A 22,364-nucleotide genomic window follows, 5' to 3' on the forward strand; every position below is an offset into this window, starting at 1 on the left:
AAACTAAAAAGAGTTCACATCTAAGTTTGGTTGATATACGTAATTAAAGGTATAATACCTTCCTTTATCTACCATCACATCTGGGTTAGCAGGAGCATTTTTATAATAACTTAAAATCTCAACTTTTGCATAACGGTTATCACGTGTTCTAAAGACAAGAACTTTTCCAGCTATTGGAACAATAAGAAAGGCTTGTGCATTATATAAGTACCAGCCATTACCACTACCAGAGGGAATAGCGTATCCATTATTGCTATCTTGTATAAATAGAGAGTTGTTAACTTCTGTAATTGAAGAAAGCGTGCCATTTGCGATATACGCTGCGGCATTTCCATTTCGCATTGGTTCATCATTGGTGCCAACAGAGATTCCTCCATTTACAATTATAGTAGTACCACGAAACGCTATATCCCAGTCAGTATCACTAGTAGTAACTTGGCCTGACGAAAAATCAAATTTTGTAAAGTTCCCTGAAACGGGTTCACCTTGTCCACCCTGCTGCGGTGCATGTAGATTTTGAACTTGTCTTGACGCCACCCCCTCAAGAGATATTTCATCATCGTTATTGCTACATGCGTTGGCAAGTAAAGCCACTAGTATTAATAAAAAAAGATGTTTAATTGTTTTCATGTAAGATAAATTAAAAATTAATATTGAGTTTTCCGTAAATAATTCTTCCAGGGATATTGCTTATATTTTGAGTATCTGTAAAACCCATTACATTATCAACTCCCACTCCTATTTTGTAATGTTTAAATAAGGTTTTATTAAATGCCAGATCAAGAATGGCATACCCATCAACAAAATCATCAAAATTGTCTAGATAGCCATTGGCATTGGTGTCTAACAAGCCAAACTTACTTCTGTAAGTGGTTCTCATATTTAGATCTGCTTTCCAGCTTGGAACAGTGTAAAACAGTTTTAGGTTAGCCATGTGGCGAGATCGGTTGAAGAGTCCAAAATAGTCATCTGATGAAAGTAGAAATGAGGGAGATCCAGGATTGAGGCGGGCAAATACTTCTCCATTTTTAAAAGCTTTCTCCGCTTCCTTATCTCTTGCATATAAAAGTTGATAGCCTCCTTGTATTTTTAAATGCTTATGGGGCTTCCAGACCACATCTAATTCTAATCCTTTTGTGTATACTTCATTTATATTGAAATAGCTAAAAACGTTTTGTCCATTAGTTTTGTTAGCTACAATTCTGGTATCAATTAAATCATTAATGGTATTGCCAAAAAAATTTGTTTTAAGTGTAAGATTTTCGGTTAGATTGAAATCTACACCCATATTTATGGCAATTGAATTTTCTGGAGATAATTGATTATCAAAACTAGATAGCGGTACTAGAAGATTGGCAAGGAGACCCTGAGAGTCTAACCTTGATAATGCCTCAACAGCAGCTTCATTACCTAATACAGTATATCCAACAGTGGTATTGGTAAAGTCAAAATAAAGTTGTCTAAAGTCTGGTGCTTTAAAACCATAACCAACAGAACCTCTAATAGCAAGTTTCTCATTGATACGATATCTTAAAGCAGCTTTTGGGCTAAATTGAGAACTATATTCATTATGGCTATCAAACCGAGCACCCAGAATCAAGTTAAATTTTTCTAGGAAACGATGATCTAATTGCGCATAAATGTAAGGAGCATTGAAAACAGGCATTTCAGAAAAATCTGTTCTGTCTAGTGTTTCATGCGTAATGCCAACTCCTGTTATAATTTCTGTTTTTAATGTAGGCTTAAAGCTAATTCGATATTCGGGTCGGAGGAGTAGCTGGTTATAAAAACGATCTTCAAATCTAGTTCCATTAAGTGCATCGGTAAATTCATTAGCACGATATCCAGTGCCATAAAGTTCTAAGTACCCTTTCCATTTTTTTGAGAGCGAATGATCAAATAAAAGATGGGTATTCCATTCATTAATCTCACTTTCTCCAGATAGATTCTCAGAAACCACTAAGTCTTGAACTTGTTCAAAATAGCGTCCGGAGGCGGTAAGTTTTATTTGAGGTGAGAATTCATAGATAATCTTAGAACTAATGGTATAGTTGTTAAATGGTTCTACTGTATTTACGTTGTCATCTTTATTTAAATTGAAACCGTCACTGCTAAATCTATTTAGAAATAGATTTATTCCAAGTGCTTCTTTTTTATGATTTAATGATATGCCTAAATCATTTGTGTTGAATGTGCTGTTTCTATAATTTATAGTACCATTTAGTGGTTCTAAGGGGGTTTCTGTAATTATATTGATGACTCCACCTAGGGCTTCACTTCCATATAAGCTAGAGGATGCACCTTTTACGATTTCTATTTGTTTGATATTTCCCAAACTTATTCTGTTAAGGTCTAAAGTACCTGCAGACCTTCCAATAAGCGGAACACCGTCTATTAGAATTAAAGTGTATTGCGAGTCTAATCCCTGTAACTGTAAACCATCACCTCCTCCAAAATCAGGGATGGTAATAAGCCCTGTTTGTTCATTTAGAATATCGCTCAGCCTAAGGTTATTGGTTGCTTTAAGTTCTTGTTTTGTTAGAATTATTGCGGGTAATGGTAAAGAAGATAGTTGCCTTACCGTTCGAGTAGCAGTAACCATTACTTCGTCAAGATCTTGCCTTTGTAATGAGTCTAGCGTTTCCTGACCAAAAAGCAAATGAATAAAAAAAATGGAAAAATAAATTGATAAATTATTTTTATTTAGACTCATTCTAATTTATATTTGTGCAAATATATAATCTATTTTAATTAAATCTAAATAAGAATAATAAAAAAATCTATTCAATTAAATGTTCGTATTATGAAAACAAAAGCTATAGGTTCTGTAGTACTATTATTGTGTTCCATGACACTTATTGGACAATCAAAAAAGGAGCAAGATCAACAAGCCATAAAAAGTATGTGTGGTTGTTTTGAGGTAGGATTCAATTTTGCAGAGACTTTTAATTATTCTAAAGATTCTACCTATGTACCTTCAAAAGTGAAACATGATAAAGGGCTGGAATGGGTGCAAATAGTAGAAGATAAAGACAACAAAATTGTGATGCAGCATCTTCTTATTGTGGGAAATCCTTCAGAACCTACTGTAATCAAGCATTGGCGTCAAGATTGGCTTTATGAGAATACAAATTTCTATATGTTTTACAAGGATAATACATGGAGATTTAATGTGTTAAAAAGTGAAGATGTTCAAGGACAATGGACTCAAAAAGTATATCAGGTAGACGATAGTCCCAGATATGAGGGTACTGCTACTTGGACGCATGTAGACGGTATTAGCAGATGGAAAAACACTACTGATGCACCTCTTCCTAGAAGGGAATATACCAAAAGAAAAGACTATAATGTCACTATTAGGGGTAATGAGCATATTATTAAAAATTCTGGATGGGTACATAATCAAGATAATTTAAAGGTAATTCGTAAAAATGCAGTTGATGATATTATTCTTGCCGAAGAAAAAGGAGTCAACAACTATGTGAAAGTTGCAGATATCCGTTGTAAAGCCGCACAAGAGTGGTGGGTAGCTAATAAAGAAGCATGGGAATTAGTAAGGCAGAATTGGAATAGTGTGTTTAGTAAAAACAAGAACCTTGTTTTACAGGCAAAGGTTTCAGGTAGACCTCTATATTCCTACTTATTCGCTGACGACTTTTCAAATAGTGAAGAAGAAATTAATGAAACAATTGATAATTTCATTATTAGCAAATAAAAGCATGAATGACATTGATCTATTATATCATAATGAATTTGGGATGGCCTTCCATTGGAAAAACACGAATTCTATAAATATCCAAAAAGTACAGTTAGTATTTAGAGATACCGGACTATTGTTGAATTTTTCTCAGCTCTTATTATTTCAAGATAAGGTGAAATCTGCACTCACAAATTGTACACTTTGCGAGACCTGTAAATCTAAGTTAGATAGTAAACCTTTACTAATGGAGACTCCTTTTTCGGAATTGAGCTTTGCTGTAAGTTACCATGAACTCCATCTTGCATCGGAATTATTGGCAGGAGTTCTATTTCAAATAGAAATGAACCATGTTTTAAAAACACAAAAGATAAATTAACATAAAAGAGGTCGCTGAAGTATTTAATAGAGTTGGTGAAATTCTGTAAGTAGTTAGTCAGTTAATATATATTCCAAATACGAATCGACCTCTTCTTTTTTATTTCTATAAGATTAGACTTTAGGTTAATAAATGTTGAAAGTCCCAATGCAATATCCTAGATTTGCGTTCACCAAAAATCAAGTATTATTTTTCTTGTGAAAACTCCTGTCTCCATAACTGCTATTGGTTCACTTTCTCCTTTAGGTACATCAGAAGAAGTTATCTATACTGAATACCTTAACAATAGTCATTGTATTAAGAAACATTCATTTGGTTTTTTGGCGGCTTCACTTTCAGAGGAGTGTGAAAAGAGGGTTGCGCAGTTACAAAAAGAGGGCAATAAGTATCAAAACCTTGACAGAAGTGTTTTGTATGCCATACTGGCTGCTAGAAAAGCGGTAAAAATTGCAGGTTGGGAATCACATCACAACTTTGGAATCAATATTGGGTCTTCTAGAGGTGCAACTGCACTATTTGAATATTACCATCAAGAATTTTTAGAGAACGGCAAAGTAGCCACTTTAAGTTCACCAACTACCACCTTGGGTAATATTTCTTCTTGGGTAGCACACGATTTGCAAACGGAAGGTCCAGAAATTTCTCATTCCATTACTTGTTCTACAGCTTTGCATGCGCTTTTGAATGGGATTGTTTGGTTATCATCAGGCATGAAAGACAAGTTTCTTGTGGGAGGCAGCGAAGCAGCCCTTACTCCATTTACAATTGCTCAAATGAAGGCTCTTAAGATATATGCAAATCAAGAGACAGCATATCCCTGTCAGGCCCTAAACCTTGAGAAGGATGCTAATACCATGGTTTTGGGAGAAGGTGCTGCTATGGCGTGTCTTGAAAGTGGAAAAAAAGACCATGCGCTGGCAATTATAGAGGGCATAGGCTATGCAACGGAGCCTTTAAAGCATAATATTTCTATTTCAACAGATGCTATTTGTTTTCAAAAATCCATGAAGATGGCTTTAGGGGAGCAAAATCCAGACACAGTAGATGTGGTAGTGATGCATGCTCCAGGCACCATAAAAGGAGATATTTCAGAATTTAATGCAATTAAGAAGATTTTTTGTAACAAAGTTCCGTATTTAACTACTAATAAATGGAAGATAGGTCACACCTTTGGAGCTTCTGGAATGTTGAGTATTGAAATGGCCACGTTAATGCTACAATATCAACAATTTATAGCGGTTCCTTTTATACCCTATGAATTTCTTCCAAAAAAAATTGATAAAGTTCTTATAAACGCAGTAGGCTTTGGCGGCAATGCTGTAAGCGTTTTGCTGTCTCGTTCGTGATAACTTTAATTGCTTTGAATAAATAAAGTCGCTATATTTCTAACTTAATTATTTGCTTATGGATGCTTGGTTTTCAGGATTGGAGATTTTTGAAAAAATTTACTGGACAATTGCCGTTGCAGGTTCAGCGGTATTTATACTTATGATGCTACTCACCTTTTTAGGTGGTGGAGATGTAGGAGATAGCGGAGACGTAGATGCTGAGATTGATGGAGATAGTGGAATTGGTTTTCAATTTATAACAGTTAAAAACCTTATAGGCTTTTTTACTATTTTTGGATGGAGTGGGATAGCTTGTATAGATGCAGGACTTTCAAAAACCAGTACCGTATTAATATCTTCAATTTGTGGACTTATTATGATGGCTCTTATGGGAGCCATGTTTTACTATATGAGCAAACTTACCGCGAGTGGTACTCTTAATTATAAAAATGCTATCAATGCAGTAGGAGAAGTATACCTAACAATTGGAGCTGATCGCTCTAAAATAGGGAAAGCCCACGTACGTATACAAGGCTCGTTAAGAGAACTTGAAGCTTTAACAGATGCAAATAAAGATCTTATATCCGGTTCCGTTATTAAAGTAAAAGATGTTACAGAAAACGGAATCCTTATTGTAGAACCCTTAAATAAATAATTAAATATGCTCAAATTTTTCTCTTTTCAGGTAGGTGCATTTGGCTCTTCTTTAGCTATTATCTTTGCCATTCTATTTGTTTTTGTCTTTATAGTGATACTGCTGAGGCGCTATAAACGTTGTCCCTCAGATCGTATTCTTGTTGTGTACGGAAAAGTATCAGGCGGGGAGTCCGCCAAATGTATTCATGGTGGCGCTGCATTTATACTACCTGTTTTTCAAGATTATGAATACCTAGACTTAACACCCATTTCCATTGAAGTAAATCTACAAAATGCACTTAGTAAGCAAAATATTCGTGTGAATGTACCTTCCAGATTTACCATAGGAATCTCTACAGAGCCAGGGGTGATGCAGAATGCTGCAGAACGTCTCTTAGGCATGGGACTTCCTGATGTACAAGATTTGGCGAAAGAAATTATTTTTGGGCAATTGCGTCTGGTAGTTGCTTCTATGGATATTGAAGAAATTAACTCAGATCGGGATAAATTTTTAAACAATATTTCTCATAGTGTTGAAACTGAATTAAAGAAAGTGGGTCTTAAACTCATCAATGTTAATATTACAGATATTCATGATGAATCAGGATATATAGAAGCCTTAGGTAAGGAAGCGGCAGCACATGCAATTAATGAAGCTAGAAAATCAGTAGCTGAAAAAAATAGAGATGGTTCTATTGGTGAGGCTAATGCTGTACAGGATCAAAGAACCAAGGTAGCTGCGGCAGAAGCACAGGCTGTGGAAGGAGAAAATATTGCTAAAATTGATGAGGCAAACTCTAATTCATTAAGAAGACAGCGTGAAGCGGAAGCAGAACGAACTGCTATTGCTTCGGAGAAAGTGCAATCTGCCAAAGCATTAGAGGAAGCTTATGCAGCAGAGCAGGAAGCAGAAAAAGCAAGAGCAGAACGTGTGCGTGCTTTCCAGATAGCAGATATTGTAGTACCTGCCGAAATTGATAAACGCAAAGTAGAAATTGATGCTGAAGCGGAGGCTGAAAAAATAAGAAGACAAGCGAAGGGTGAAGCAGATGCAATTTTATTTAAGGCTCAGGCAGAAGCCCAAGGTCTTTATGAAGTATTAACCAAGCAAGCCCAAGGTTTAGATCAGATTGTGAAAGCCGCTGGGAACAATTCAAAAGATGCAGTTTTATTATTAATCGCAGACAAATTGCCAGAACTAGTAAAAACGCAGGCAGAGGCAATTAAAAATATTAAAATTGATAAAGTGACTGTTTGGGATGGAGGAGAAGGCAAAGATGGAAAAACATCTACTGCTAACTTTGTATCCGGATTGTACAAATCGGTACCACCATTGCAAGAAATGTTCAATATGGCAGGGATGAATCTACCAGAGTATTTAAAAGGTAAAGATTTGGATGCCGAAGTTTCCGAGGATGCATCAGACCAACAAGAAACTGATTCAGATAACAAATAATAAAAAATTCCGCTGTTAAAGCGGAATTTTTTTAAGTAGGTTTATAAGGTGAACCAAAATGCTTTTCCTATTTTTGAAAGATCAATAAAGCAAATAATGAGTGAAATACGACACAACTGGAGCAAAGAAGAAATTCTCGATATTTATAATAAACCGATGATGGAACTGCTTTACGAAGCGGCTACGGTTCATAGAAAATATCATGACCCTAACACAGTACAAGTCTCCACATTACTCAGTATTAAAACTGGAGGCTGTCCAGAAGATTGTGGATATTGTCCGCAAGCAGCAAGATATCATACTGATATTGAGGGCAATGATTTAATGTCTGTAAAACATGTAAAAGCGCAGGCATTACGTGCAAAAGCTTCGGGTTCTTCCAGAGTTTGTATGGGAGCTGCTTGGCGAAATGTAAAAGATGGAGAAGAATTTGATCAGGTATTGGAAATGGTTAGAACCATTAATAAACTTGAGATGGAAGTTTGTTGTACCCTCGGTATGATCACAGAGAATCAGGCACAACGTCTTGCAGAAGCCGGTTTATATGCGTACAATCACAATTTAGACACTTCAGAAGAATATTATAAAGAAGTAATCTCCACCCGTGGTTATGAAGATAGGTTGGAAACCATTAATAATGTACGCAAAACTAATGTAACAGTTTGTAGCGGTGGTATTATTGGTATGGGAGAAAAGATAGAAGACAGGGCGGGGATGTTAGTTGCTTTATCTACTTTAGATCCGCAACCAGAATCAGTTCCTATTAATGCATTAGTGGCAGTAGATGGAACTCCAATGGAAAATGAAACTCCTGTAGAAATTTGGGAAATGATTCGCATGGTAGCTACCACAAGAATTGTGATTCCTCAAACACAAGTGCGCCTTTCGGCTGGTCGTACTCAAATGAGTCGTGAAGGTCAGGCAATGTGCTTTTTTGCAGGCGCAAATTCAATTTTTGCCGGGGATAAATTGTTAACTACTCCAAATCCAGATGTGAATGAAGACATGGAAATGTTTAAAATGTTGGGCTTAAATCCACAAAAACCATTTGTTAAAAAAGCACAACCTGAAACTGTAGAAGCCAGTGATTCTAACTTGAAATCACTAGGTGAAAAACCTAAATGGACGCGTCCTGGTCATGCAATTGAGCGTAATGAAGATGCTAAGCAAAAATCAAAAGTTTTAAATACCTCAGAATAATTTTTTAGCATACTAAAACGCACCAAATAATTATTGAAAATCCTTTTTTTAACTTTAATAACTTTTAAGGTTTAAAGTAGCCTATGAATTTAAAGGAAATACCAAGGGTAAAAAACATATCTAAAAAAGAATTTAAAGAACGCTATGTAAAGTTGCAGAAGCCTCTGGTTATTGAGGGGCTTACTTCAGATTGGGAAGCTTACAGCAAATGGGATTTAGATTATATAGCTAAAATTGCTGGAGATAAAACAGTACCCCTTTATGATGATCGTCCTGTTGATTATAAAGATGGATTCAATGAACCGCATGCCCGTATGAAAATGCGTGATTATATTGAATTGCTTAAAACGCAACCTACTCAATATCGTATATTCTTATATAATCTTATGCAAGAAGTGCCGGCATTAGCAAATGATTTTAGGTGGCCAGATATAGGAATAAGACTGGTAAAACAATTACCAATGCTTTTTTTTGGAGGTGAAGACAGCAAAGTATTCATGCATTTTGATATAGATTACTCAAACATCCTTCACTTTCATTTTCATGGAAAGAAACAATGTATCATTTTAGACCCAGCTCAATCTAAATATCTTTACAAGGTGCCACATTCATTAATTTCTCGTGAAGATATAGATTTTGATAACCCAGATTATACGAAATGGCCAGCTTTAAAGAAAGCCAATGGTTATATAGCTAATTTAAATCATGGAGAAGCTCTTTATATGCCAGAGGGATATTGGCACTATATGAAATATATTACTCCGGGATTTTCAATGAGTTTGCGTTCTTTTCCTAAAAAACCAGGTAACCTAATGAAGGCAGCCTACAATGTTTTTGTGATGCGTAATTATGACAACTTGATGCGCAAATGGAAAGGACAACAGTGGATAGATTACAAAAATCAACAAGCTATTGTAAATACGCATAAAGAGTTAGGTATTAGTGGGAAGTAAATTGGTTTACTTTATCATAAACTAAATTTAATTCCCATCCCCGGTATATAAGGTAGTTTGCTAACTTTTTCTTTTTAATAAGGAGGTTAGAATCTGATAATTGATTCCATTTCTTCATACTTATAGAGTCTAAGGTATTTACATATTCTTCTGCATCAATTTCCGTAAGTGCTGCTGAAATATTAAATCTGGAAATCTCACGTTGTTTCAATTCTCTAACAATGCGATGTTTCCCCCATTTTTTGATTCTGAATTTACCTCTCGCATAGCTTCTGGCAAATCGCTCTTCATTGAGAAAATTATGTTGAATAAGATGATTGATAATATGATCTACTGCTTGAGGAATCATTTTCATCTCCTTAAGTTTAGTAGTAACTTCCTTATGACATCGATCTTGATAGGCACAAAAAGCTTCCATTTTAGCCGTAGCCTCCAAAATCGTATATGAAATAGATTTTTTCATTCAGGCAAAAATAAAAAAGGCGCTCGTAAATACGAACGCCTTTTTCTAGTTTATTCGGGTACCACTTTTGTTTTTAAAGTGATATTCAAGGTACGTGTAAGCATCTCTTGGTAATATTTTTACCCATTTTTTATGTTCTAAGAACCACTTAGAACGGATGGATGGAAATCCTTTGGTTAGGTATGCGGCGACAAATGGATGTGCGTTAAGGACAATTCCATCCTTTGCACCTTCTTTGTCTTTTAAAATCTTTTCAAGATCGGCAGTTATTCTATCGATAACGAGAATAGGAGCATCAATTTCTCCTTCTCTGCTTGCGCTGGGATCTTCCTCACGCGTTTTGATATTTCTTTCTGGCCGAACTCTTTGTCTTGTTATTTGAATAAGACCGAATTTACTAGGAGGCAGAATTTTGTGTTTTGCTCTGTCTTCTTTCATCTCAGCTCTGAGATGGTCATAAAGTTTTCTTCGGTTCTCACTGGTATTCATATCAATGAAATCTATGACAATGATTCCACCCATATCTCTTAATCTGAGTTGTCTTGCAATTTCTGATGCTGCAATCAGATTAACTTCCAGCGCTGTTCCTTCTTGCGTTTTCGCTTTGTTAGAACGGTTGCCACTATTAACGTCAATTACATGAAGTGCTTCTGTGTGTTCTATAATTAAATAGGCACCTTTACTCATGCTGACCGTTTTTCCAAACGATGTTTTAATTTGTCTTTCAATACCAAACTTCTCAAAAATTGGCACCGATGATGAATACTGTTTCACAATAGATTCTTTTTGTGGTGCAATTTCCTGCACATAATCTTTAATTTGATAATAAAGCGTTTCATCATCCACATTTATTCCTGTAAAGGAATCATTAAAAACATCTCTCAAAATTGAAGCGGCTCTGTTGAGTTCGCTTAATACTTTTGATGGATACGCTGCTTTGTGGATTTTTTTACACATTGCTGTCCAGCGGCTAAGTAAGTTTTCTAAATCTTTGTCTAGCTCTGCGACTTTTTTACCTTCTGCTACGGTTCGTATAATAACACCAAATCCTTTAGGCCTAATACTTTTAACAAGTCTTTTAAGGCGTTCTTTTTCTTCTTTAGACTCAATTTTTTGCGAAACTGAGATACGGTCTGAAAAAGGTACCAATACCAGATAACGTCCAGCTATGGAAAGCTCAGAACTAATTCTGGGACCTTTGGTGGAAATAGGTTCTTTAACGATTTGTACTAATATAGACTGATTGGATTTTAACGCATTGGTAATTACACCATCCTTGTCTATATCGTCTTCAAATGGGAAGTCTTTTAAAGAATAATCTTTTAATTTACCTGTGCTTACACGTTTAACGAATTTTAATAAAGTGGGAAGTTTGGGTCCAAGATCATGATAATGCAAAAAAGCATCTTTTTCATAACCTACATTAACAAATGCAGCATTTAAGCCTGGAACCGGTTTTCTGATTTTCGCCAGCATTATATCGCCAACGGAAAAATCATTATCATCCTGTTCTTTATGTAATTCAACTAGTTTTCCATCCCTCAGTAAGGCAAAATCGACGTCAGAGGAACCAGATCGTACAATCAGTTCTTTATTCACTCTGAATCAAATTTGTATCGATACCGTAATAACGGTAAAGATGGATTAAACAATTATTTTTCACAGGTTTTTATACCCGGCGAAACCCCTCATTAATTGGGAGGTTTCTATTTCAAGGAACGATTTTTTTAAAATAGAAAAAGTAGTTAAGCTAACTACTTTTTCTTATGACGGTTAGCTCTTCGTCTCTTTTTACGCTTGTGCGTAGCTACCTTATGTCTTTTTCTCTTTTTACCACTTGGCATATTAAAATCTTTAGATTAATTAATTATTTTACCTCAACGCTGCTCTTCACACCTTCAACAAAAACTTTGGCAGGCTTAAATGCTGGAATATTGTGCGCAGGAATTTTAATGGTTGTGTTCTTAGATATATTACGTCCTGTTTTTTCTGCTCTAGTCTTAATTATAAAGCTGCCAAAACCACGCAAGTAAACGTTATCTCCACTCTCTAATGAATTTTTCACTTCATCCATAAAGGATTCTACAGTTGCCTGTACATCTCCTTTTTCCATACCTAGTTTCTCGGAAATTTTAGCTACGATATCTGCTTTCGTCATTTTTAATTTTAGTTTGTTATATTATGTTATCTTTTAAGGGGTTGCAAATATATAAATTTATTGTCCAAAATATATATCCTAAATGATTAAAATTTAACTACATAAACATTTACTTTTGAAATTTACTTACAAATATGATTTTCAGCAAAGTAATCATCTCTTGGTACGCTATTCATAAACGAGATCTTCCCTGGAGAAAAACTAAAGATCCTTATTATATATGGCTTTCAGAAATCATGTTGCAACAGACAAGAGTTGCACAGGGGCTTCCCTACTATCTTAAGTTTGTAGAAAGGTATCCAACGGTATTTGATTTAGCAAATGCACCTGAAGATGAAGTACTTAAGCTTTGGCAGGGACTTGGGTATTATTCCAGAGCCCGAAATTTACATTATACCGCTAAAGATATAGTTACAAGATATAAAGGTGTTTTTCCAGATAATTATCATGAACTTTTACAATTAAAAGGAGTAGGTGACTACACAGCTAGTGCTATTGCATCTATTTGTTTTAATGAAGCAACTCCTGTAGTTGATGGCAATGTTTATAGGGTATTAGCCCGTTATTTTGGAATAGAATTACCTATTAATTCCACAGAAGGAGTTAAGTATTTTAAAGAGCTGGCTCAAAAATATATAGAATTTAAAGAACCGGGTACTTATAACCAGGCAATTATGGAATTTGGTGCTAACCAATGCAAGCCTCAAAGCCCTAATTGTGTCATTTGTCCATTAAATGAAAATTGCGTAGCATTAGCTTCTGGAATGATTAAAAAACTTCCGGTAAAAATTAAGAAGCTAAAAGTAAAAAAACGGTATTTTAATTATTTATTGATACACGATGGTGATTCTACATTAATTCAACAAAGGTTGTCCAAAGATATTTGGCAGCACCTATATGAGTTACCATTAATAGAATCGGATAATGAACTTGAAAAAGAAGTAATTAGAGAGCACCCAAGTTTACGTACCTTTACTAAAGGAAAAGCATTTCAACTTGATTTGTACAATCAAAAATCTCTGGTTCATAAACTATCACACCAACATATTTATACTCGTTTTTGGATCGTGGCACTGGAAGAATCTTTAGACGACGGGATTGCACTTGATAGTTTAAAAGACTATGCAGTACCCGTTTTAATTGCTAATTTTGTTGAAGAATACAGTTTCTAAAGTGTACAAATTTTAGTACATTTGATATAAACCTCTTTATAATCTATTCATGAGCGGAACATTAAATAAGGTAATGCTTATAGGGCATTTGGGAGATGATGTAAAAATGCATTATTTTGAAGGTGGAAATTCAATTGGCAGATTTCCCTTGGCAACCAATGAAAGTTATGTGAACAAACAGACAGGTGAACGTGTTACTAACACAGAATGGCATAACATTGTAGTAAGAAATAAAGCTGCTGAGATTTGTGAAAAATATTTAAATAAAGGAGATAAAATATATGTAGAAGGTAGACTAAAAACTAGACAGTGGCAAGGTGAAGATGGGAATACCAGATATAGTACCGAAATTCAGGTAACCGACTTTACATTTTTAACTACCAAAAGTGAAACCCAAAGTGGAGGGAATGCTTCTACTCCAAGTGCTGTTAAAAGTGCTAAACCTTTGGAATCCATTTCTTCCAAACCAACGCCGGAAGAGGATGATGATCTTCCTTTTTAATAAAAGTATAACTAATTAGTTGAATCTTTGGATCCTGACCCTCCCAGTTTATTGATTTTATATTTTGTAAGCTTCAACACATCCTTACTTCTTAAAGTAATATGTCTTTTTATTTTATTAATCTGCTCTGCGCTTATCTCTGGTGCGGAGGTAGCATTATTTTCATTAAACTCTTCGGATATTAATGATGATAATGGATATGCAAAATCAAAAAATGAAGCTATCTTAAGACTTTTAGAACGACCAAAAAAATTACTAGCAACTATTTTAGTCGCAAATAATTTTATTAATATTGGCATTGTTCTTTTATTTGCATCCTTTAGTGACGCTGTTTTTGGCGGGTTTTCATATTATATTTTTGACACCATAGAGCTCCGCTTTTTTCTTGAAGTAGGGGTGATCACTTTTTTAATATTACTTTTTGGAGAAATTTTACCAAAAGTATATGCCAGTCGTAATAGTGTGAAATTTGCTCATTTTATGGCAGTTCCTTTGATAATTTTGGACAAGGTTTTTAGTCCGTTAAGTTTGCCAATGAGAGCCGTAACAATTTTTTTACAGGAAAAACTGGGCAGAAAAAAATCTAATATCTCAGTAGATCAGCTTTCACAAGCCCTAGAGCTAACTTCAGCAGATGACACTACTCGTGAGGAGAAGAAAATACTTCAAGGAATTGTTTCTTTTGGAAATACAGATACCAGACAAGTAATGCGACCGCGCATAGATATTTTTGCATTGAATGAAGAAGCTGTTTTTAGTGAAGTGCTTCCCGAAATTATCAAAAACGGTTATTCCCGGATTCCTGTTTTTAAGGATAATATGGATCAGGTAACCGGTGTACTCTATGTTAAAGACTTACTCCCATATTTAGATAAGCAGAATTTTAACTGGGCAAAATTAATGAGGGCTCCATATTTTGTTCCAGAAAACAAAAAACTGGACGATTTATTAAAAGAATTTCAGGAAATGAAAAATCATCTTGCTATTGTGGTAGATGAATATGGAGGTACTTCTGGGTTGGTTACTTTAGAAGATATTATAGAAGAAATTGTAGGCGATATTAGTGATGAATTTGATGATGAGGGACTTATTTATTCAAAATTAGATGATTCTAATTATGTTTTTGAAGGAAAAACGTCTCTTAGAGATTTTTACAGAGTAATCCGTTTAGAAGATGAAAGTGGTTTTGAAGAGCATAAGGGTGAATCTGAAACTATTGCAGGTTTTGTTTTGGAAATAGCGGGAAACTTTCCAAAACCGGGAACTAAAATTATTTTTAATGAGTATGTTTTTAAAGTGGAGGTTCTAGATAAAAAGCGTATCAAACAAATTAAAGTAACTTTGCCTAAATGAGAAATAACCTAATTTTAATGATAAGCATTTTTAGCTTTATTTTAATTTTTAGTTCCTGTGAAAGTCCGGTTCCAAAACCTAATGCAATGCTGAGGTTACAATACCCCAAAGCAACTTATGAAAGTTTGCAAACCAATTGTCCATATAGTTTTAAGAAAAATAAGGAGGCTGTAATAAATGTTGATAAAAGCTGCCAGCTGAAGATAGAATATCCTTTTATGAAAGCTACTTTACATCTTACGTATCGTAAAGTTTCAAATAATATGGATAGTCTCTTGATAGATGCTCAAAAGCTTACCTATGAACATGTGATTAAAGCAGATGATATTACAGAACAACCTTTTTTAAACTCAAGTAATAAGGTTTATGGGATGCTTTATGAAATAGGAGGTAATGCGGCGTCTCAATCTCAATTTTATGCTACAGATAGCACAAAGCATTTCCTTACAGGTGCGTTGTATTTTTATGCGAAACCTAATTATGATTCTATATTACCGGCTGTAGATTACGTTAAAAACGATATGCGCGTTTTAATGGAATCTTTAAAATGGAAGAATTAATTTATACAGTGGAAAATAAAATTACTTCTTGATATAATTTATCCATTGCTATTATTTTATAAAAATTATGGACTATTTTCTGATGCTTATATAGGGTAAAAAAATGGCTATATAATAAGATCTTTAGTTTTTGAGTAAATTTTCAGCATTCTGGATGCTAGTATTTACTTTTTCTTTCATTGCTTCAACTTTTACTTCTTCTTCATTAAGCCATTCTTTCTTTTCATCATTTAAAGGCTTTCCTTTTAAAATTTCCTCATGGTCAAAACGTTCTCCAAAACCTTTCATCCAATCCATCATTGCCTTATGCGCATTTTGCAGATCTTTCATTGCCTTTTCATAGTCGGCTCCTTTAATGCTATCACCAGTTTTTGATTTAAGTTCTTCTACTAGCTTACTAATTGTACCCATTTTAGGCATTACTTCATCGTGAACCGCCATTACTTGTTGCATTTGGGTAGGTGAATCATTTTTTTTGTCATTTTCCTTTTTACAAGACACTAATGTAGTTAGCGCCACCAATAGAAGTATAAAAAATCGTTTCATGTAATTAATTTTTAATAATACAAAGATAACCTTCAATTCTGAAAAAGCCATTGCCAGATCTTTCAATAAAAAAGTTGGTTTAAAATTTGGGGTTTATTCAATTTGCCTGAGTTTGATACAAAAGAATTAGTTCTTATGTTGGATGTGTCCTTTTTCTGCAGAGTATTAGGCATTTTTTGTCATTTTTTTTGAAGCGTAAGTGAAAATTTAGGAAAACGAAGGCGGTTTTATGCTTTTCGACTAAAAATACCACATGAAATTGAAGATTCATTAATTCTTTAAAAGAAAATAGAAGTGACCTGAACTAAAAACGCTCCCGACTTCCTTCGGGATTCTTTTGTTTTCTTTGAACGAGCAAAAAATCTAAAAATGAGACTTTTAACTTAAAATAGTTTAAAGAATTTAAAATTCTTTTATATTGATTGTCTATCAAACTGATGTTCATTACTTTTTTATGTCATTTTTTCATTTACGAATATTCCTTTAAAACAACCACATATATCAATTCATGAAGAAAAACATCAAGTATAGGTTATCTTAAAACAAACTTTTTAACTAAGAGAGATTATTAATTTTGACTCATTCATATCCAACAAAACTCAATAAATAAAATGTAAATGACTAACCAAGACCTTAAAAGAGAAGTAGATGAGAGAATGGCGGAAGCTAATAAGGAAGGTTACAAAGCACTTGATTTTAGCAATCTTGGGATAACCACGGAACAGATGAATAATTTAATTTTAGGTGATTCTAAAGTAACATCAGAGGGCCTTATGGCTTTTAAGCCTGAATCATTGGATTTATCAGGAAATGATATGCAAGAATTACCTATCACTATAGGTATGCTAGATAGTTTAGAAGATTTATCGGTTTCAGATAATTCATTGAAAGAATTACCCCAGAGTATAGCCCTATTTACAAATCTTAAAGAGTTGATCTCTGAAAACAACCCTATTACATCTATTCCAGAAGCTGTAAGCGAAATGACTAGTCTTGAGGTATTGTACATGCCAAACAGCCAATTAGAAAAGCTTCCTGATCAAATTGCGCAATTACCAAATTTAAAAGAGATAAATGTAGCAGGGAGCAACATAACCGAGCTTCCAGAAGCTCTGGGTGAAATGCCTTCTTTAAGTGAGCTATCAGTACAAAATAATTTATTGGAAACGCTTCCTGAGAGTTTGGGGAATTCAGAAAGTATTCAAACTATCAATGTTTCTCAAAATGAATTAGTAAGTATACCCGATAGCTTTAGAAATCTAACTAATTTAGAATCCTTTAACTTATTGCAGAACGATTCACTTGTGCTTGAAGCAGGGAATCCTTTATTAACCTTCGACGAAGGCGTAGTGCTTTTTGAACATCCTGCATTTGAGCCTGGATATGATGAAACCGTTGTTTTACAAGAGATGTATGGAGAAAATGCAGAAGCGGTGGAATCACAGATTCAAAATTTGGATCCAAGTATTACATATCCACTAGGTAATAGCGATTTGCCTCCTGCACCAGCTAGTGAGGTGATTGAAACTTTTTTGAAGCAAATCCCATCGTTTGATGAATTTGATCGTGAATTTTATGTTCCTGCCGGAAAAGAACTAATAGATAACGCATTAGATCAAAATTCAACACTAGAAGAAAGAAATACAGCTATTTCTAACATAGCTTCTTCCTTGGGTAATTGCCCAACACCCGTAAAAAGTCTTTTGTTGCAAACAGCAATTGGTATGAATGCAAATGCAGAAGGAGAGTTGCCAGAACAGCTTAAAACAGCTATTGAAAGAGAAGCTTTCGAGGAGAAAATAGTAGCTAAACTAGGGGATGAGTTAAGAGATAATGAAAAAATTGAACAAGTTCAAGCTTTAGTAAACAGTGTATTTTTGGAGAATGCAGAGCAAAGATCTAGTAATATTGTTAAAATAGCAGGTGATCGAGCACGCATACCGTCTAAAACATCAAATATAGAATTTGGATTCAAACAAATAACGCCAGAAGCAGCCCAAAGCTTTGCTGCTTTGTGTTGTATAACGGATACTAATGACAAACCTTTACAAACCAACGATAAATATACACTAGACCCCGTTAAATATAAGGAAATAACCGAGCCTTACTTGGCTAAAATAGGAGTAGTAAGCGAAGTTGAAAATTTGGTGGGTAAATTTGAAAGTGAAATGCAAAACCTTTTACTAGATAATATGGATTTGTTAACGGATCACATGAATAATAATGATGTAAATGCATTGTTAAATACTACTCAGCAAAAAAATGATTTAAGAAAGGAGTTATATAAAGCCCCTAAAGAAGGACTTCCAAAAGTATATGATACTTTTTTGGCTCAGAAAAAATCAGAAATGAAAACGGTGTCAGAAAAATATACTCTAGCAGAAGCTAAGCCAGAACAAATTTTGCTACAATCCATAGAAAATACTCTTAATCTTAATATGTTCAAGGTAGCACAACCTACAAAAATGGCCGATACCAAAGGAAATACCGGTATTCTTAAAAAAAACAGCGTAGGCAAGGGGAGCACTCAAAAAAGAGAATCCACCAAGAAATCTGGAAAAACTTTATAGTCTAATTGACTTCTTTGGACATAAGATTTGATGTAAACCTAATACAACGTGAGTTCGACGTAAATAGGAATTAAAATTGAGTCCGAAATTGTCTTTTCTTTTGGTTTCCCACGCCGCCTGGCTGCTTCACTAAAAACAGCTACTAGTTGTTTTCTTTACGTTGGCCCCTAGACAAGCAAAGAAAATGAACATAAGTAACTTATATATAACAACTTTAATAATTCAAAGCCCCTATTTAGGATTAAAATATAAAACTGAAATTAGATAGAACTCACGCTAATACAGTTAAATTAGTGTAATTTAAAGATTTATATTGTTTATAATGGTATTAGAAAATGGTATGATATAATTGTCTCAGCGATATTAAATGGCAGATTTTTGTATTACATTTTAGGTTTTATGAACAATCAAGGCAATAAATGGTTTTACCTTTTGGCACTCTCTTTTATTTGGGGAAGTTCATTTATACTTATTAAAAAGGCATTGGTAGGTCTTTCTCCATTTCAAATGGGTGCCCTTAGAATTATTTTCACAGCTTTTTTTCTATTCGCTGTAGGTTTTAAAAGCGTTAAACAAGTTCAAAAGTCGGATTGGAAATGGATTGCCTTGACAGCTCTGGCTGGATCATTTTTACCGCCTTTCTTTTTTGCTTTTGCCCAAACGGAGATTGATAGTGCTATTGCCGCAATTCTTAATTCTTTAACTCCCCTTAATACAATTGTCACAGGGGTGTTATTATTTGGAGTGGTAAGTTTTAGAAGACAATGGTTGGGTATTATTATTGGACTTATAGGGACTTCCATTCTCATATTAAAAGGCGCAACATTTAATCCAGATCAAAATTATTGGTATAGTTTACTGGTTTTGGCTTCTTCTCTTTGTTATGCTCTCAATATAAATATGCTAAAAAAGTATCTGCAACATTTAAGTCCTTTAAGTATAGCAACCGCTAATTTCACTATAATCCTTATCCCTGCGATTGCAATACTTTACAGTACTGGTTTTTTTGAAGTCATCTTTGCTTCCAGTACCATGCAAAAATCACTTGTTTATGTAGTTTTATTATCTCTTTTTGGAACTGCTTTAGCCAAAGTGTTATTTAATAAATTAATTAGTATATCAAATCCTGTTTTTGCAGCTTCGGTAACTTATACTATGCCCATTATGGCTATTTTTTGGGGGATATTAGATGGAGAATCTCTGAGTTTTCTTCAATTGTTAGGAGGGGTGATTATTCTTGCAGGGGTTTATTTGGCAAACAGAAGCGCATAAAAAAAGCACCTTTTTAGGGTGCTTTAATTATTTTTTATGTGATACTGTTGTTATTTAAAATCTGCTTCTGAAACTCCTTCATTAACTTTTAGTTCTTTTACTTCAAAATCAATACTTTGTGGCCCAAAAGACTGGCTAAGTGTAAAAGGAAAAAGAATACCAGATACTTCCTTATAGTTTTTAATACCCAAAGCTTGTTTCATGCTTTGTCCTTGTCCTTCAACGGTAGTTACAGACTTTACCTTTAATCCAGATTCTAAATCGTAATAATTTACTTTTTTGTCTGATACTTTAATGGCATACGCTTTTTTACCATCTATATCTTCAATGCCTTCTAATTTTACATTTTCATTCGTAAGATAGATCAATTCAGGAAAGGGTACAGATTCTGCTTTCAAACCTGCTATTTGATCTGCCGGAAGTTCTCTTTTCTGCCCTTGAGCAACCATAAAACCGCCATCGCCATCAAATACCTGTTTCATCATAGACCCTCCATTCATCTTCATATCCATAGAAAACTGATTTTCCTTAGTTGTTTTCATTTCTAAATTCAATACCATCCCCTGCATAGAACCTTCTGCATTAATATATACTGAGTTCACAGCTTGTAACTTTTCTGCCCCTCCAATAGCATCTATATACTTTTGTAAAATAGTGGTTGTTGTAGTTCCCTCTGGAATACCAGCACTATAATCTGGTTTTTCGGTAGCTTTTGCATATTTATCATAATATGAAAGAGGAATCTTTTTACCATTAAAGCTAAAGTTTTCAAGTTTTTCTATGACATCGCTTCCTTTCCCAGTAACAACAATTCTAGCATTATTAGCTTTGAAATACTTCTGAGCTGCTTTTTGTACCTGCTCTGCGGTTACAGCATTTATATTTTGTAGATAAGACGTATAAAAATCCTTTGGAAGATTGTCAGTTTCAATAGCAAGAGCATATCTTGCAATAGTTTCTGGTTTTTCTAAAGCCATAATAAAGTTCCCGGTATAGTCTGCCTTAGCTAACACCAAATCTTGGGTAGAAACTTTTTGATCTCTAATTTTATTAATCTCTTCTAAAAATGCCATAACTGCACTATCAGTTACTTCATTTCTTACGCTCGCAAATGCTCTAAATCTTGCCGCATACTTATCTGAACTAAGGCGTGAATAAGCTCCATAAGTAAAACCTTTATCTTCTCTTAGATTGGAGAAAAGCATTCCTTTAGAACCACCCCCTAAGATATTGTTAGCAATTAATGCAGGAAAATAATCCTCATCTGTCTTTTTTAAATCTACCACATTCTGCACCGTTATTTCAGATTGTACAGCATTTGGCATATCAACAAAATTGAGTTGAGTATATTGAACGGGTGCTGGCTTTGAATACGATACGGTTAGGGGGCTGGCAGCTTTCCATTCGCTAAAATATTTGGTGACATTTTTTCTAAGCTCTTTATAGTCAATATCTCCAACCACCACTAAGTATGCGTTTTTAGGTACAAAGAAGTTGCTATAATGATTTTTAACATCGTTCAATTTTACATTTCCAACCGTCTCACGAGTTGTAAACTCCCCATAAGGATGTCCTTGGCCATATGCAAGAGCAGATTCTACTCTGCGAGCTGCGCTGGTAACACTTTTCTCATTAGATTTAATACTTTCTAAGAGTTTATCTTTTTCTTTTTGGAATTCTTCATCGGTGAAATTAGGATTAATAGCAGCATCTGCCATTAACTGAAGAATTCTTTCAGAATACTTGGATAAACCTCTGGCAAAACCTCCTGAAGAGTTAAAACTCATACGAGCTCCCATATAATCAACCTCTTCTTCAAAAGTGTCTTTATCTATTGTTAAAGAACCTTTCCCAAGAAGGCTCCCCATAAGACCAGAAACACCTGCTTTGGAACCTTCAGCATAAGGTGGATTATCAATAGTTAGTGTATAAGCTACACGGGGTAGTTTATGATTTTCAACCAGTAGAACTTTTAAACCATTTGGAAGCTCAAAAGTTTGTGGGTTTCCTAATTTAATTTTAGGGGCAGGACCTGCTTTTGGTTGTTTTGATCTGTCAACCTGTGCGTTAATCGTAAATGCGCACAGTATTAGTAGGGTAAATAAAATTCTTTTCATTA

Annotated in this window: 20 protein-coding genes; 13 read left to right on the forward strand and 7 right to left on the reverse strand. The window is 34.5% G+C overall.

The annotated features are described in order from the left end of the window. Positions 1-3: 3 nt before the first annotated feature. Both WBG07_RS06175 and WBG07_RS06180 read right to left on the reverse strand, forming a co-directional pair. Positions 4-630, reverse strand: coding sequence for an HmuY family protein (locus WBG07_RS06175; protein WP_340199650.1), 627 nt, complete (start codon positions 628-630; stop codon positions 4-6). A gap of 10 nt (positions 631-640) precedes the next feature. Next, positions 641-2,713, reverse strand: a complete 2,073-nt coding sequence (locus WBG07_RS06180; protein ID WP_340199651.1) for a TonB-dependent receptor plug domain-containing protein — start codon at positions 2,711-2,713, stop codon at positions 641-643. 90 nt (positions 2,714-2,803) lie between these two features. On the opposite strand from WBG07_RS06180, the gene WBG07_RS06185 reads away from it, so the two are divergent. The 7 genes from WBG07_RS06185 to WBG07_RS06215 all read left to right on the forward strand — a co-directional run bounded on the left by WBG07_RS06185 (position 2,804) and on the right by WBG07_RS06215 (position 9,649). Continuing rightward, on the forward strand, positions 2,804-3,715 hold the full coding sequence (locus tag WBG07_RS06185) for a DUF6607 family protein (protein ID WP_340199652.1): 912 nt from the start codon (positions 2,804-2,806) through the stop codon (positions 3,713-3,715). A gap of 4 nt (positions 3,716-3,719) precedes the next feature. Then, positions 3,720-4,076 (forward strand): hypothetical protein, encoded by a 357-nt coding sequence (locus tag WBG07_RS06190; protein ID WP_340199653.1) that lies wholly within the window; start codon positions 3,720-3,722, stop codon positions 4,074-4,076. Positions 4,077-4,273: 197 nt separating this feature from the next. Then, the gene (locus WBG07_RS06195) at positions 4,274-5,422 is read left to right on the forward strand and encodes a beta-ketoacyl synthase N-terminal-like domain-containing protein (RefSeq protein WP_340199654.1); all 1,149 of its coding nucleotides are present in this window, start codon (positions 4,274-4,276) and stop codon (positions 5,420-5,422) included. Positions 5,423-5,480: 58 nt separating this feature from the next. After that, a complete protein-coding gene (locus WBG07_RS06200; protein ID WP_340199655.1) occupies positions 5,481-6,059 on the forward strand; it encodes a hypothetical protein in 579 nt (192 codons plus the stop codon). Between the two features lie 6 nt (positions 6,060-6,065). Next, the gene (locus WBG07_RS06205; protein WP_340199656.1) at positions 6,066-7,496 is read left to right on the forward strand and encodes a flotillin family protein; all 1,431 of its coding nucleotides are present in this window, start codon (positions 6,066-6,068) and stop codon (positions 7,494-7,496) included. Between the two features lie 96 nt (positions 7,497-7,592). Then, entirely contained in the window at positions 7,593-8,696 is a 1,104-nt protein-coding gene (bioB, locus tag WBG07_RS06210) for a biotin synthase BioB (protein WP_340199657.1), read from the forward strand. Positions 8,697-8,779: 83 nt separating this feature from the next. Next, the gene (locus WBG07_RS06215; RefSeq protein WP_340199658.1) at positions 8,780-9,649 is read left to right on the forward strand and encodes a cupin-like domain-containing protein; all 870 of its coding nucleotides are present in this window, start codon (positions 8,780-8,782) and stop codon (positions 9,647-9,649) included. Here WBG07_RS06215 and WBG07_RS06220 read toward each other — a convergent pair. From WBG07_RS06220 to WBG07_RS06230, 3 genes are all read right to left on the reverse strand, one after another. Beyond that, complete coding sequence (locus WBG07_RS06220) at positions 9,636-10,112, reverse strand: regulatory protein RecX (protein ID WP_340199659.1); 477 nt, start codon at positions 10,110-10,112, stop codon at positions 9,636-9,638. The two genes, WBG07_RS06215 and WBG07_RS06220, sit on opposite strands and share 14 nt — an antisense overlap. 45 nt (positions 10,113-10,157) lie before the next feature. Further along, on the reverse strand, positions 10,158-11,711 hold the full coding sequence (locus tag WBG07_RS06225; RefSeq protein ID WP_340199660.1) for an Rne/Rng family ribonuclease: 1,554 nt from the start codon (positions 11,709-11,711) through the stop codon (positions 10,158-10,160). 268 nt (positions 11,712-11,979) lie between these two features. After that, positions 11,980-12,270, reverse strand: coding sequence for an HU family DNA-binding protein (locus WBG07_RS06230; RefSeq protein WP_340066201.1), 291 nt, complete (start codon positions 12,268-12,270; stop codon positions 11,980-11,982). Positions 12,271-12,404: 134 nt separating this feature from the next. Between WBG07_RS06230 and mutY the strand changes: the two genes are divergently transcribed. The 4 genes from mutY to gldD are packed head-to-tail and all read left to right on the forward strand — an operon-like array spanning position 12,405 to position 15,857. After that, positions 12,405-13,442: an A/G-specific adenine glycosylase gene (gene mutY, locus WBG07_RS06235; protein ID WP_340199661.1), complete on the forward strand. Its 1,038-nt coding sequence runs from the start codon at positions 12,405-12,407 to the stop codon at positions 13,440-13,442. A 49-nt stretch (positions 13,443-13,491) separates the two neighbouring features. Next, entirely contained in the window at positions 13,492-13,944 is a 453-nt protein-coding gene (locus WBG07_RS06240; RefSeq protein WP_340199662.1) for a single-stranded DNA-binding protein, read from the forward strand. A 27-nt stretch (positions 13,945-13,971) separates the two neighbouring features. Beyond that, positions 13,972-15,297: a gliding motility-associated protein GldE gene (locus tag WBG07_RS06245; protein ID WP_340199663.1), complete on the forward strand. Its 1,326-nt coding sequence runs from the start codon at positions 13,972-13,974 to the stop codon at positions 15,295-15,297. Further along, positions 15,294-15,857: a gliding motility lipoprotein GldD gene (gene gldD / locus WBG07_RS06250; RefSeq protein ID WP_340199664.1), complete on the forward strand. Its 564-nt coding sequence runs from the start codon at positions 15,294-15,296 to the stop codon at positions 15,855-15,857. Before WBG07_RS06245 ends, gldD begins: the two co-directional genes overlap by 4 nt. 123 nt (positions 15,858-15,980) lie before the next feature. Here the strand turns inward: gldD and WBG07_RS06255 are convergent, their stop codons facing one another. Then, positions 15,981-16,403, reverse strand: coding sequence for a hypothetical protein (locus WBG07_RS06255; protein WP_340199665.1), 423 nt, complete (start codon positions 16,401-16,403; stop codon positions 15,981-15,983). Positions 16,404-17,020: 617 nt separating this feature from the next. Between WBG07_RS06255 and WBG07_RS06260 the strand changes: the two genes are divergently transcribed. Beyond that, on the forward strand, positions 17,021-18,973 hold the full coding sequence (locus WBG07_RS06260) for a leucine-rich repeat domain-containing protein (RefSeq protein WP_340199666.1): 1,953 nt from the start codon (positions 17,021-17,023) through the stop codon (positions 18,971-18,973). Positions 18,974-19,351: 378 nt separating this feature from the next. Then, on the forward strand, positions 19,352-20,245 hold the full coding sequence (locus WBG07_RS06265; RefSeq protein ID WP_340199667.1) for a DMT family transporter: 894 nt from the start codon (positions 19,352-19,354) through the stop codon (positions 20,243-20,245). Between the two features lie 50 nt (positions 20,246-20,295). Here WBG07_RS06265 and WBG07_RS06270 read toward each other — a convergent pair whose 3' ends face one another. Beyond that, positions 20,296-22,362, reverse strand: a complete 2,067-nt coding sequence (locus tag WBG07_RS06270; protein WP_340199668.1) for a M16 family metallopeptidase — start codon at positions 22,360-22,362, stop codon at positions 20,296-20,298. Positions 22,363-22,364 lie beyond the last annotated feature (2 nt).

Source organism: Ascidiimonas meishanensis (assembly GCF_037782385.1).
Taxonomy (GTDB): Bacteria; Bacteroidota; Bacteroidia; order Flavobacteriales; family Flavobacteriaceae; genus Ascidiimonas; species Ascidiimonas meishanensis.